The organism is Brevundimonas sp., assembly GCF_051860745.1.
Classification (GTDB): Bacteria; Pseudomonadota; Alphaproteobacteria; order Caulobacterales; family Caulobacteraceae; genus Brevundimonas.
Genome location: NZ_JBHYDN010000001.1, coordinates 431,271 through 443,682, shown reverse-complemented (window position 1 = coordinate 443,682; position 12,412 = coordinate 431,271). Strand labels below are relative to the sequence as shown.

The 12,412-nt window shown below is 69.4% G+C and carries 15 protein-coding genes and 1 tRNA gene; 7 read left to right on the top strand and 9 right to left on the bottom strand.

Features of this window, described 5'->3' with window-relative positions:
• Positions 1-3: 3 nt before the first annotated feature.
• Positions 4-930 carry an alpha/beta hydrolase gene (locus ACTIEW_RS02245; protein ID WP_439476266.1) on the top strand — a complete coding sequence of 309 codons (927 nt, stop codon included), beginning with the start codon at positions 4-6 and terminating at the stop codon, positions 928-930.
• Here the strand turns inward: ACTIEW_RS02245 and ACTIEW_RS02240 are convergent.
• Positions 927-2,258 carry a dihydroorotase gene (locus ACTIEW_RS02240; protein ID WP_439476265.1) on the bottom strand — a complete coding sequence of 444 codons (1,332 nt, stop codon included), beginning with the start codon at positions 2,256-2,258 and terminating at the stop codon, positions 927-929. The genes ACTIEW_RS02245 and ACTIEW_RS02240 overlap by 4 nt on opposite strands.
• Before the next feature lie 33 nt (positions 2,259-2,291).
• The gene (locus ACTIEW_RS02235; protein ID WP_439476264.1) at positions 2,292-3,251 is read right to left on the bottom strand and encodes a glycosyltransferase family 9 protein; all 960 of its coding nucleotides are present in this window, start codon (positions 3,249-3,251) and stop codon (positions 2,292-2,294) included.
• A 48-nt stretch (positions 3,252-3,299) separates the two neighbouring features.
• Here ACTIEW_RS02235 and ygfZ point away from each other — a divergent pair, with 48 nt between their 5' ends.
• On the top strand, positions 3,300-4,133 hold the full coding sequence (gene ygfZ / locus ACTIEW_RS02230; protein ID WP_439476263.1) for a CAF17-like 4Fe-4S cluster assembly/insertion protein YgfZ: 834 nt from the start codon (positions 3,300-3,302) through the stop codon (positions 4,131-4,133).
• A gap of 6 nt (positions 4,134-4,139) precedes the next feature.
• Here the strand turns inward: ygfZ and ACTIEW_RS02225 are convergent, their stop codons facing one another.
• A complete protein-coding gene (locus ACTIEW_RS02225; RefSeq protein WP_439476262.1) occupies positions 4,140-4,556 on the bottom strand; it encodes a hypothetical protein in 417 nt (138 codons plus the stop codon).
• Between the two features lie 144 nt (positions 4,557-4,700).
• On the opposite strand from ACTIEW_RS02225, the gene ACTIEW_RS02220 reads away from it, so the two are divergent.
• From ACTIEW_RS02220 to ACTIEW_RS02205, 4 genes are all read left to right on the top strand, one after another.
• Positions 4,701-5,366, top strand: a complete 666-nt coding sequence (locus tag ACTIEW_RS02220) for a cyclase family protein (RefSeq protein WP_439476261.1) — start codon at positions 4,701-4,703, stop codon at positions 5,364-5,366.
• A gap of 118 nt (positions 5,367-5,484) precedes the next feature.
• On the top strand, positions 5,485-5,838 hold the full coding sequence (locus tag ACTIEW_RS02215; protein ID WP_439476260.1) for a hypothetical protein: 354 nt from the start codon (positions 5,485-5,487) through the stop codon (positions 5,836-5,838).
• Positions 5,839-5,918: 80 nt separating this feature from the next.
• Positions 5,919-6,506: a DNA-3-methyladenine glycosylase I gene (locus ACTIEW_RS02210; RefSeq protein WP_439476259.1), complete on the top strand. Its 588-nt coding sequence runs from the start codon at positions 5,919-5,921 to the stop codon at positions 6,504-6,506.
• Complete coding sequence (locus tag ACTIEW_RS02205) at positions 6,503-7,159, top strand: ribonuclease HII (RefSeq protein WP_439476258.1); 657 nt, start codon at positions 6,503-6,505, stop codon at positions 7,157-7,159. The genes ACTIEW_RS02210 and ACTIEW_RS02205 overlap by 4 nt, the downstream gene beginning before the upstream one ends.
• On the opposite strand, the gene ACTIEW_RS02200 is transcribed toward ACTIEW_RS02205, so the two are convergent.
• The 3 genes from ACTIEW_RS02200 to pyk form a co-directional block, all read right to left on the bottom strand.
• A complete protein-coding gene (locus ACTIEW_RS02200; RefSeq protein ID WP_439476257.1) occupies positions 7,156-7,401 on the bottom strand; it encodes a hypothetical protein in 246 nt (81 codons plus the stop codon). The genes ACTIEW_RS02205 and ACTIEW_RS02200 overlap by 4 nt on opposite strands.
• A 121-nt stretch (positions 7,402-7,522) precedes the next feature.
• Positions 7,523-8,563: a DNA adenine methylase gene (locus tag ACTIEW_RS02195; RefSeq protein WP_439476256.1), complete on the bottom strand. Its 1,041-nt coding sequence runs from the start codon at positions 8,561-8,563 to the stop codon at positions 7,523-7,525.
• 15 nt (positions 8,564-8,578) lie between these two features.
• Entirely contained in the window at positions 8,579-10,018 is a 1,440-nt protein-coding gene (pyk, locus tag ACTIEW_RS02190; protein ID WP_439476255.1) for a pyruvate kinase, read from the bottom strand.
• Between the two features lie 153 nt (positions 10,019-10,171).
• Here pyk and ACTIEW_RS02185 point away from each other — a divergent pair, with 153 nt between their 5' ends.
• Positions 10,172-10,354, top strand: a complete 183-nt coding sequence (locus ACTIEW_RS02185; protein WP_300467388.1) for a DUF3606 domain-containing protein — start codon at positions 10,172-10,174, stop codon at positions 10,352-10,354.
• Positions 10,355-10,356: 2 nt separating this feature from the next.
• Here the strand turns inward: ACTIEW_RS02185 and ACTIEW_RS02180 are convergent.
• The 3 genes from ACTIEW_RS02180 to ACTIEW_RS02170 form a co-directional block, all read right to left on the bottom strand.
• Positions 10,357-10,441 (bottom strand) — tRNA-Leu (locus tag ACTIEW_RS02180).
• 51 nt (positions 10,442-10,492) lie between these two features.
• Entirely contained in the window at positions 10,493-10,819 is a 327-nt protein-coding gene (locus tag ACTIEW_RS02175) for a hypothetical protein (RefSeq protein WP_439476254.1), read from the bottom strand.
• Between the two features lie 74 nt (positions 10,820-10,893).
• The gene (locus ACTIEW_RS02170; protein ID WP_439476253.1) at positions 10,894-12,327 is read right to left on the bottom strand and encodes a M20/M25/M40 family metallo-hydrolase; all 1,434 of its coding nucleotides are present in this window, start codon (positions 12,325-12,327) and stop codon (positions 10,894-10,896) included.
• Positions 12,328-12,412 lie beyond the last annotated feature (85 nt).

Genomic DNA, 12,412 nt, shown 5'->3' with positions numbered 1-12,412 from the left:
GCCATGCTCAGCCTCATCCTCGCCGCCGCCCTCCTGTCCGACCCGGTCGCGACACCGGTCACCCTGCCGTCGGAACCCGCGCCCCTGCACGGGACCCTGCTGACGCCGGGAGGTCCGACCCAAGCCGCCGCCCTGATCATCGCCGGCTCCGGTCCCACCGACCGGGACGGGAACAGCCCGCTCGGCGTCTCGGCCTCCAGCTACCGCCTGCTCGCCGAGGGGCTGGCCGAACGGGGCGTCGCCACCGTCCGCACCGACAAACGGGGCATCGGCGCAAGCGCCGCCGGCGGAATGACGGAAGCCGACCTGCGCTTCACCCACTACTCGGATGACGCCCGAGCCTGGGCCGCCGAGACCGCCCGGCTGACCGGCCAGCCGTGCGCCTGGCTGATCGGGCACAGCGAGGGGGCGCTGGTCGCGCTCGCCGCCGTGGCCGGGGGAGACGACGCCGTCTGCGGCCTCGTGCTGCTGTCCGGAGCGGGCCGGCCGATCGGCGCGGTCCTGCGCGAGCAGCTGGCGAACGCCCCCGAACCCCTCCGGGGCCAGGCCCTGGCCATCCTCGCCGAGCTCGAGGCCGGACGCGCGGTCACGGACGTCCCGCCGCAACTGGCCGCCCTGTTCCGCCCCTCGGTCCAGCCCTACATCATCTCGTGGCTGCCGCTGGATCCCGCGGCGATGGTCGCCGCCTGGGACGGGCCGGTGATGATCGGGCAGGGCACGACGGACATCCAGGTCGGCCTGACCGACGCGAGGGCCATGGCCGCGGCCCGTCCCGACGCCCGTCTGGCGACCTGGGAGGGAGTCAATCACCTGCTGAAGATCGCGCCCGCCGACCGCGCCGCCAACATCGCCACCTACAGCGACCCGACCCTGCCACTCGCCCCCGGCGTGGTCGACGACGTGGCCGGCTTCATTCTCCAGCCACGCTAGACCAGCGTCTCCTGAAACCGCACCGGCCGCCCGTGGGCCGAGCCGACCAGCTCGCCGTCCTTCATCACCACCCGGCCGCGCACGATGGTGGCCACAGCCTTGCCTGTCGCCTCGAAGCCGTCGAACGGCGTCCAGCCGCAGCGGCTGGCCATGTCAGCGTGGCGGATGACATGCTTCGCCTTCAGGTCCACCAGCGTCAGGTCGGCGTCATAGCCCTCGGCCATCCGGCCCTTGCCGGCGATGCCGAACACCCGGTTGGCCCCGTGCGAGGTCAGGTCGATGAACCGGTCCAGCGACAGCCGCCCGTTCGCCACATGCGTCAGCATCACCGGCACCAGCGTCTGAACCCCCGGCATTCCCGAGGGCGAGGCCGGATAGGGCCGGGCCTTCTCCTCCAGCGTATGCGGCGCGTGGTCGGAACCCAGCACGTCGGCGACGCCCTGTTCGATCCCGCGCCACAGGCCGGCGACATGGCGCGCCTCGCGGATCGGCGGGTTCATCTGCGCCAGCCCTTTGAGCCGCTCATAGGCCTCCGGCCCTTCGAGGGTCAGATGCTGGGGCGTGACCTCGACCGTGGCGACGTCCTTGTGATCGGCGAGGAAGGCGATCTCCTCGGCCGTGGTGACGTGCAGCACATGGATGCGCGCGCCGGTCTCCTGCGCCAGCCGCACGAGGCGGCGGGTCGACATGATGGCGCTTTCAGCGTCGCGGACCTCGGGGTGGCTGGTCCAGTCGCCCGCGCGGGCCAGCGGCCGCCGCTCGACCAGCCGGTATTCGTCCTCGGAGTGGAAGGTGGCGCGCCGCTTCACATGGCGCAGCACCTCGCGCACCCCGTCGTCGTCGGCGACCAGAAGGGTCCCGGTCGAAGCCCCCATGAACACCTTGACCCCGCAGCAGCCCGGCAGCCGCTCCAGCTCGGCCAGGTATTTCGCATTGTCGTGGGTGCCGCCGATGTAGAAGGCGTGGTCGGTCCACATCCGGTCGCGGGCCCGCGTCAGCTTGTCGGCCAGGGCGTCGGGGTCGGTGGTGGAGGGCTCGGTGTTCGGCATTTCGAACACGGCGACAACGCCGCCAAGGGCGGCGGCCCGCGATCCGCTCTCGAGGTCTTCCTTCCACTCAAGCCCCGGCTCGCGGAAATGGACCTGGGTGTCGATGACGCCGGGCAGGACGGTCAGGCCTCTTGCATCCACGGTTTCGCCGGCGCTGGCTTGGGACAGGTCGCCGATGAAGGCGATCCTGCCGTCGATGACGCCGACGTCGGCCATGCCGCGCCCCGCGTGATTGGCCACTTCGCCGCCGCGGACGATCAAGTCATAGCTCTGGGTCATGTCCCGTCCCTTAGCCCCGCGCGGCCCAAGGTTCTAGGCCGTCGCCCGCTCGGCCAACAGCTTCTTCGCCGCCGCCAGTACCCGGTCTGCGGGCAGATCGTTCATATGCTGGATCGCCTGATTGAGGTTGGGGTCGATCTTGCGGAACTCGTCGACCGAGCGCGGGCCCCGCACCGCGAGCCCGCCCCAGGGCCCGTGCTCCACCTCGTCCGACGGCCCGAAGGCCGCCACAACCGGAACCCCCGAGGCCACGGCCAGATCGGTCCAGATGGTGTCGGCCCCGACATAGAGCGCCGCCCGTCCGAGGGCCGCGACCGTCTCCAGCCGACCCAGCCGGCCCTGCAGCTCGGTCACCCGATTGCGCGGCAGCGACAGGCGGATGACGTGGGCCGCGTCGCGGGCATTGTCGTCTCCCACCACGATCACCCGCCCGCCCTCCAGCGGCCCGCCGTCGCCGACCAGCGCCACCGCCACCTTGGCGTAGCGCTCCGACGGCCAGACCTTGCCCATCCAGTCCGCGCCGGGGCCGATAGCCAGCAGCGGAACGCCCTCCTCCGGGATCAAGGCGTCCGCCTTGGCGCGGGTTGCCTCCGATACGAACAGCTTCGGCGCCGGAACGTCCTCGAGCTGCAGCACCCGTGCCGCCTGCTCAACCGCATGGACTCCGGCCTCCCAGGCGCCGCGAACGGCCCGCTTCTGCCGCTTCAGCTTGGCCGACAGAGTGGTGCCGCGCATATCGACGACCAGCCCCCATTTCGTCTCCCGCACCTTGTTCCACAGACCCAGCCAGTCCAGCCGGCTGTCGCGCTCCAGCACGATCAGCCGGTCCAGCCGGGGCGTGTCGGCGAACAGGGGCGCGCTCTTCGGCGAGCCCACCACGGTGAAGCTCGCCTGCGGCATGGCCTCGACCATACAGGCGAGCACCCCCGACGACAGGATCGCGTCGCTCGCATCCGCTTCGGCGATGTAGAGGATGGGGAACCGTCCGGCCATGGATCGACCGTATACGGATTCTCTCGTCGCAGCAGACGGTATGCGGCCATGGCCCACAGCCGCGACGCGCCCTATCTAGGTGCCATGACCGCCCGCATCGCCCGCCTCGACAGCCGCGCCCTGATCCGGGTCTCGGGTCCCGATGCCCGCCCCTTCCTGCACAACCTCCTGACCCAGGACGTCGAGACCCTGAAGCCGGGAGAGCTGCGCTTCGGCGCCCTGCTCTCGCCGCCGGGCCGGCTGCTGTTCGACCTCTTCCTGTGGGGCGAGGCCGACGCCGTCGTGCTGGACGTCGCCGCGGACCGCCGCGAGAGCCTGTTGCAGCGACTGGCCATGTATCGCCTGAGGGCCCAGGTCGCGGCCGAAGCGGACGATCGCCGGGTTCTGGCGGCCTGGGACGGGCCGCTGCCCGAAGGCTTCATCGCAGACCCGCGGACATCGAGCCTCGGTGGCCGAAGCCTCTCCGGCGATGGTGCAACCGACGCGACCGAAGCCGACTGGCAGGCCCATCGCCTGTCCGTCGGGGTTCCCGACCCGACCGCTGACGCCGCTTCGGACAAGGTCTATCCGATCGAGGCCAATTTCGACCTCCTGAACGGGATCGATTTCCAGAAAGGCTGTTTCGTCGGGCAGGAGACCACCTCGCGCATGAAACGCCGCGGCAGCATCAAGAACCGCATGCTGCCGATCGTCTTCGACGGTCCGCCCCCGCCCTTCGGCGCCGAGGTGCTGAACGGCGAACTCCGCGCCGGCGAGGTGCTGAGCGGTCGCGAAGGCGGGGCGATGGCCCTGCTGAGGCTGGACCGTCTGGAGGGCGCGCTGACGGTCGATGGGCGGCCGATCACGGTGCGTCGGCCGGAGTGGACGGGGCTGGCGGTCTGACCGGCTTCACTCGCCGGTATCAGGGACCGTGCTCTCTGGCGTCGTGACCTCGGCCCCATGGACCTGCGGCGGCTCGACGGTCACCTCCGAGGGGTGAACCACGATCTCGGGCGGGACCAGATAGATCATCAGGCCGCCTATGCTGACCGGCGGACCCTCGACCTGAATCGGCGGACCCTGGACGTAAACCCCCGGCCCAGCGGACCCCGGCGCCCAGGTGGTGCGGCAGGCGGGGCGATTGGCGTAGGCCGCGCGGCCCAGCGGCAATCTGGGATTAATGTAGGGGGCGTCAGGCCGAATCTCGCACACCCCGACCGGTGCATGGCCCGGTGGCAGGGGATAGTCGGCGGGCGGCGGATACTGCGCCGCCGTCGGCGACGCGGTCAGCAGCAGCCCCGCCAGACAGAACGGCACTGATTTCACCAGCGCGTCTCCGAGGGTTTGGCGGCGGATCGAGGGCCGCCGATAAAACAGGGTTACCGCGTTTGTGGGAAGGACGTCCAACCCGCCATTCGACCCTGCTCGCGCCCGGAGGACAAAAGCCTCAGGAGCGGTCAGAATGCCGGGATGCCCGACTCGCCCCGCCGCCTGATCGACCTCAGCCACACCATCGAGGCCGGCATGATCACCTACAAGGGCCTCCCCGCGCCGCTGGTCTGCGACCATCTGAGCCGGGAGGCGTCGCGCGCCAACTACGACGCCGGGACCGAATTCCAGATCGGCCGCATCGAGATGGTCGGCAACACCGGCACCTATCTGGACACGCCCTTCCACCGCTACGCAGATGGCGAGGACCTGAGCGACGTCGGTCTCGCTCGCGTCGCCGCCCTCCCCGGCCTGGTCGTCGGCGTCCCCGACCTTCAGGCGATCGACGCCGACCGGTTCGCCGGGCTCGACGTGCGCGGCATGGCGGTGCTGGTCCACACCGGCTGGGCCCGGCACTGGCGCACCGACGCCTATTTCGAGGATCATCCCTTCCTGACCGAAGCCGCCGCGGCCCTGCTGGTCGATGCGGGCGCGGCCCTCGTGGGAATCGACTCGCACAATATCGACGACACCCGCACCCGGGCGCGGCCGGCGCACACCCTGCTGCTCAGGGCGGGCATCCCCATCTGCGAGCACATGCGCGGACTGGAACTGTTGCCGGACGCCGGATTCCGCTTCACCGCCGCCCCGCCGAAGATCAAGGCGTTCGGGACATTTCCGGTACGGGCGTTCGCCGAAGTGGGCTGAAGAGCACTCGAACATTTTCAGCGCCTGTGGAATTTTCGCGCCACCTTCTCGACGCGGTTCACCCATCGGTGATACGCAGGATGGGCGCAGGGGGCGCATCCCTCAAAGGATCAGCAATATGTTCAAGGCTTTCGCACGCCGCGCCGTACTGGCGGCCGCCATATCGGCTGTTGCTTTCGGGACGATGGGCTTCCAGTCCAACGACGGTCAGGACCGCCGTGTTCGCATCATCAACGCCACCGGCGTCACCATGACCCATTTCTACGCCTCGAACTCGGGCGAGGCCGACTGGCAGGAAGACATTCTCGGACAGGACGTGCTGCTCTCCGGCGCCTCGGTCCGGATCAACATCGACGACGGTACGGGCGCCTGCCTCTATGACTTCAAGGCCCGCTTCGCCGATGGCGACGAACTGATCCGCTATCGGATCAACGTCTGCCAGATCACCGAGTACCGCTACACCGCCGGCTGATCGACCGGACCGACTGAAGATCAGGGCCGCGCCTTCCGGGGCGCGGCCCTTTTTTGCGCCCGATCCGCTACCCTGCGCCCATGGCCGACTCACTTCCTCGCTGCGCCTGGTGCGGGACTGACCCACTGTACGTCGCCTATCACGACGAGGAATGGGGCGTGCCCGAGTACGACGCCCGGGCCCTGTGGGAGAAGCTGGTGCTGGACGGCTTCCAGGCCGGACTGGCCTGGATCACCATCCTGAGGAAGCGCGAAGGCATGCGCGACGCCTTCGACGGCTTCGATCCGGAGAAGATCGCGGCATATGGCGAGGCGGATATCGAGCGGCTTCTGGGCGACGCACGCATCATCCGCTCTCGCGCCAAGATCAACAGCGCCATCAAGGGCGCGAGGATCTGGCTGGCGATGCGCGACAGCGGAGAGGACTTCTCCGCATGGCTGTGGTCCTTCGTCGACGGCGCGCCGATCCAGAACGCCTGGCCCGATAGCGATGGACGGCCGGTCGCCACGCTCGAATCCGAAGCCATGGCGAAGGCGCTGAAGCAGCGCGGCTTCACCTTCTGCGGCCCTGTGATCGTCTATGCTTTCATGCAGGCGGTCGGCATGGTCAACGACCACGGCGTCGAGTGCTTCCGTCACCGGCAGGTTCGTGCGATGGCCGCGTCGTGAAAATCCCTTCGAAATCCCCCGCAACGGCAAAGCCTCCGCGCGCCTTCCCGACCCTGACGCTGGAAATCCTGCTGATCGAAAGCGCGGGCGGTCCGGTCTGCGGCGTCGACGAGGCCGGGCGCGGGCCGTGGGCCGGACCGGTGTCGGCCGGCGCGGTGATCCTGAACCCCGACGACCTGCCCGAGGGCATCGACGATTCCAAGGCCCTGACCCATGCCCGGCGCGAAGCGCTGGAGATAGAGATCAAGGCCCGCTCCGTCGCCTGGGGCGTCGGCTTCGCCTCGGTCGAGGAGATCGAGGCCCACAACATCCTGCACGCCACGGGGCTGGCCATGTGCCGGGCGATCGAGGCGATGGCGATCCAGCCCGTCGCGGCGCTGGTGGACGGGAACTACAGGTTCAAACTGCCGTGCGCCGTGCAGACGGTTGTCGGCGGCGACGGACTGTCGCTGTCGATTGGCGCGGCGTCGATCCTGGCCAAGACGGCGCGTGACCGGCTGATGGTCGAGCTGGATTTGGAATACCCGGGTTACGGCTTCGCCGGGCACAAGGGCTACAACGCGCCGATCCATTCCGCCGCCCTGAAGGCGCTCGGTCCCTGCCCTGCGCACCGCCGCAGCTGGGCGCCGATCCGGGCCCTGCTGGAAGCCTAGAGGGCCAGGACCCCGCCGAGCATCGCGCCCATCAGCGCCGCGACCAGGCCGCCGGCCACGACCGTCACCCAGCCAGGCAGATCGGCGGTCAGTTCTTTCAGCGTCGGCTCCGGCGTCGCCGGATCATTGGCCACCCGCGTATCGAACCGCGCTGAAGACGGCGGACGCCAGGCGACGGTTTCAAAGGCGTCGGCGGCGCGGCCACAGGCGCGGACGCCTTCAGGACGGCGGGCGGGGGTCATGGATGACATTTCCATGCCCGCTAAACGACAATGTCAAACCCGCGTTCCCTCAACACCGCCTCTCCCCCGACCGTGATCCTTGGGTCAGGCCCGAGGATGACGGCGGTGAAGGAGAGAGCGTCTAGGCCGCGTCCGCCAGGCGGACAGGGCGTTCGCTGACCACGAACAGATATTCGACGTTCCTCAGCCGGCCCACCGCCCCGACCTTTTCGCCCTTCGGATTATGGATGCCGATGCGGGCGCCGACGTAACGCGGGCGGGCGATCTCGATCACCTGCACCTCGCCGCGCCCCGACAGCATCTCGACCAGCTGGTCGCGGCCCAGATAGCCCTCGTCGTTGAACGAGACGATCAGATTGGGCGCCTTCAGCCCTTCGATCACGGCTTGCAGCGCGGGGGCGATGCCGGGCTTGCTGTTGAAGGGGCTCTTGCGGGTGCGGACATCGATGCGCTTGTTGGCGATCCCGTAGGTCTCGGGCCTGTCCCACAGCACCAGACTCTCCCAGCAGTGGTAGTTCCCCAAGTAGGAGTGCTGGTTGTACGGAGGGTCCAGATAGACCAGATCGGCCTCGACCTCGGGAGCGAGATCCACCGCATCCCGGCGCGTCGCCTTGCACGGACCGCCCGCCACGCCGGGCAGGATGTCCGGCATGCGCAGCTCCAGAGGCTTCAGCGCCCGCGCCGCCCACTGCTTCATATAGGCCATCTGCAGCCCCGCCGTGGAATCCACCCGGTCGGCGGCCTCCATCAGACTGACGAGCGCGATCGCCTCCAGTTCGGGTTCCAGCGCCATGGCCGCGATCCGGTCACGCATGGAGTCGATCACCGCGCCGTTCTCCGGCGTGAAATAGCGGGCGTCCTCGCAGAAGGCCTTCGTGAACCAGCCGGCCGCTGGCGTCACGCTCCGCAACTCGGCCAGCACCGCCTCGGCCCGTTCAAGCCAGCGTTCGCGGTCGGCCTGCACATAGGCGGTGGCGAGGGCGTGGGCATAGGCGTTGTGGTCGTTCGACCAGACCCGGAAACCGGCCCCCTTCAGCGCATGGCCGACCCGGGCGGAGCCGGAGAACAGGTCGCAGACCGTCCCGCCGTCGGGCAACTGCCCGCGGATCGCAGCGGCGATCTGCGTCAGCAAGGCGCGCTTGGAGCCGATGTATTTGATCATGCGGACCGTTGGGGATCAGGCGCGACCCTTGGCGCCCTTCGCCGGAGCATGGGCCAGTCGCAGCAGATTCGCAGCCCCCGGGGCGCCGAAGGGCGTGCCGGCCAGGATCAGGATGCGCTGGCCCGGCTGCGCCATGTCGTATTCGACGGCGCTGTTGACGGCGTCTTCGGTGACGTCCTCCAGCGAGGTCGGCTCCTTGCCCAGCCGGGTCTCCAGTCCCCAGACGAGGGCCAGCCGCCTGGCCGTGTCGGGATTGGGGGTCAGGGCCAGCACCGGCTGCAGCGGCCGCTCGCGCGCCATCCGCCGCGCCGTCCCGCCGAGGGTGGTGAAGACCACGATACAGGCCGTCGACTGCGCCTCAGCCGCCTTGCGCGCGGCGGCCACCAGGGCGTCGGCGTCGATGTCGTCCATGCCGGCGTGTTCGGCGTCCATCAGGCTGGGCCACATCGGGTCCTTCTCGACCCGTTCGATGATCCGGCTCATCACCCCGACCGATTCCAGCGGATAGTCGCCCGACGCCGTCTCGGCCGACAGCATCAGGGCGTCGGCGCCCTCATAGGCGGCGTTGGCCACATCAGAGGCCTCAGCCCGGGTGGGGGCCGGGGACGAGGTCATGCTCTCCAGCATCTGAGTCGCCACGATCACCGGCACGCCGCGCTGGCGGGCGGCGCGGATGATCTGCTTCTGGGCCACCGGCACTTCTTCGGGCTCCAGCTCCACGCCCAGATCGCCGCGCGCGACCATCACCCCGTCGCAGTAGTCGAGGATGCTCTCCAGCTCGAGCAGCGCCTGCGGCTTTTCGATCTTGGCCAGACAGGCGGCGCGGCCTTTCACGATCTGCTTCAGCTCGGCCATGTCCTCGGCCTTCTGCACGAAGCTCAGCGCCACCCAGTCGACGCCGATGCGCAGGGCGAAGGCCAGGTCCTCACGGTCCTTGGGCGTCAGGGCCGAGACCGGCACCACCGCCTCGGGCACGGCCACGCCCTTGCGGTCCGACAGTTTCGAGCCGCTCTCAACCGTGACGTCGGCCCAGTCGTCGCTCCGCTCATTGACCCGCAGCCGCACCCGCCCGTCGTCGAGCAACAACAGCATGCCGGTGCGCAGCGCCCTGAAGATCTCCGGATGCGGCATCTGCACCCGGGTCTCGTCGCCCGGCGTGGGATCGAGATCGAAACGCATCCGGTGGCCCGGTTTGACGTCGATCTCGACATTGGCGAACCGGCCCAGTCTCAGCTTGGGCCCCTGCAGGTCGGCCAGCACCCCCAGCGGCCGCTTCAGCGCCAGCTCCGCCCCGCGCACCGCCTTCAGCGCCGCCGCATGATCCTCATGCGAGCCGTGGCTGAAGTTCAGGCGGAAGACGTCGACCCCGGCCTGGGCCAGGGCCTTGACCATGCCGGGCGCCCGGCTGGCGGGTCCCAGGGTCGCGACGATACGGGCGCGCCGGGCTCTTTTCATCGAATATCCATAGGGGCTGAGGGGCGATTCGTCCTTGTGCCCATGAAACCGCGCCGGGTTAAGGGTGGTTCTTTGCGAGAAACACGAAGTTATGGCGAACGGTCGCGCGCCGTCGCGTTTCGCGCTACCTCACCCCGTGCAACGGAGCGGACCATGGCGGGCCTGAAAGACAAGCGCGGCTTCATCGACCGGGACCGGCTGGACATGTCCGAACGTCAGGCGGTCGAGCACTGGATGAAGCGCTGGGGCGTCACCCGCGATCAGCTGGCCGCCGCCCATCGCAAGGCCGGCCGCATGATCAAGGACATCGCCGCAGAGCTGGGCAAGAAGCGCTAGCTTGGTGCGAGCGGCGGGGGTCGAACCCGCATGACCGAAGTCGAGGGATTTTAAGTCCCTTGCGTCTACCAGTTTCGCCACGCTCGCGGCTGCGGCGTGATCTAGCAGCGTCAGCGGCGTTCGGCCACGTGGTCGCGATCAGGCGACGCCCACCGTGGCCACCGCGCCGATCAGGACGATCCAGCCGATGCAGCCCAGCAGACCGATCGCCGAACAGACGATCCCCGCGATCGCCACGCCCCGGCCCGGACCGGCCGGACGCTTCAACGCCACCAGGCCCAGGATCAGACCGAGCGGGGCGAGGATCCAGGCGATCAGGCCGACAAACGGGATCCACACCGTGCAGATGGCGAAGACGCCCAGAACCAGCGACGCGACCGCCAGACCCGTATCCTGCGGCGCGACATGAACGTGGACGTTTGTCGCCCCGACGTTCGAAATGGTGGTGGTGTCCGGGTCCGTCATCCAAGCCTCCAGCCTGCCTTTGAGCATCTCCACTCTGACGTGAAACGGCCGGCGGTCAAGTTGTGGCGGGACGATCAGGGCGCCGGGGCCGCCGCCGCTGTCCGCAGCGCCCGGAAGTCCACGTCCGAATCCGCAACCAGCCAGATCAGCCCCGCCCAGGCGGCCACATTCTGGCTCATCTGGGCCGGATCGATCTTGTCCAGGGTGTCGTCAGCGGTGTGGTGCAGGTCGAAATAGCGGCTTCCGTCCTGATCGAGGCGGAACACCGGCACGCCCGAAGCCGCCAGCGGGCCGATGTCGGCGCCGCCGCTCAGTTCCGGCTGGTTCGAGGACAGGACGCCGATCGGATACAGCACCCGCGCCGCGGCCCGGGCGAAGTCCGAGCCCTGCGCGCCGGGCGGCAGGCCGAGCGAATAGACCCGGTCGGCGCCGAAATCGCTCTCGCCCGCGAGGATGTGGTTCTCCACCGCCGTCCCGATGCCGCGCAGATAGGCGCCGCCGCCGTTGCCCGTGTCGGTGGGCTGGGCGACCTCCTCCGAGCCGTACAGGACCACGCGGATGGTCCGGGCTGGACGTCGTCCGCTTCCGGCGATGGCCTTGGCCGCCGCCAGGGTGATGGCGCCGCCCGCGCCGTCGTCGATGGCGCCCGTGCCCAGATCCCAGCTGTCCATGTGCGAGCCCAGCACGATGATCTCGTTCGGCCGCGAGCGGCCGACAATGTCGCCGATGACGTTCTGGCTGACGGTCTCATAGACATGCGCGGTCGAGGACAGACGAACGCGCACCGTCTCGCCCATGGCGATCAGGCGCGAGACCATGTCTGCGTCCGGCGCGGCCAGGGCGAAGCCCGGCAGGGGCACGACGCCGTCGATATATCGGGTTGTGCCGGTGTGCGGCATGCGGTGATCGTCCGAACCGACCGAGCGCATGATGAAGGCCACCGCCCCCTTGGCCGCCGCGGCGGCGGGTCCCGCGCCCCGGATGCGCGTCAACGGGCCATAGCCCGAACCGTCCTGCATCCGCACCATCTGGCCGGCGTCGACATAGGCGATCTTGCCCGTCAGCGACCCGGCCGGGGCCGCGTTCAGCGCCTCAAGGCTGTCGAACCGCACCACCTCGGCCTCGATAACTCCGTTGGTGCCGGGCGAATGGCCGAGGGCGGCGACGACCAGCCGCTGCGGGTGGGCGCCGACGATCGAGGCGCTCTCCTCGCCCCGCTCCCAGCCCACCAGCGGGAATTCCTCGATCCGCACATTCTGGAAGCCTTGGGTCCGCATATAGTCGGCCGCCCAGGCCGAGGCGTCCTGCTCGGCCTTCGACCCCGCCGGCCGCGCGCCGAACCGGGTGGTCAGCTGGGTGACGTAGTCCAGCGCGATATTCTGGTTCAGCGCCGCGTCGCGGATGGTCCCGGCCCGCGCGATGGTCGCGGCGTCCTGGGCCACGGCGGGCGCCGCAACGAGGGTCAGGACCAGGGCGCTGGCGGCGAGAAGGCGAACGGACAGGCGCATGACGACTCCGGGACTCGAGGGAGCCGGAACCTGGACCTTGCGACGGGAGCGGACAAGCGGTCCGCGCCAGAGTTTTTTCGACAGC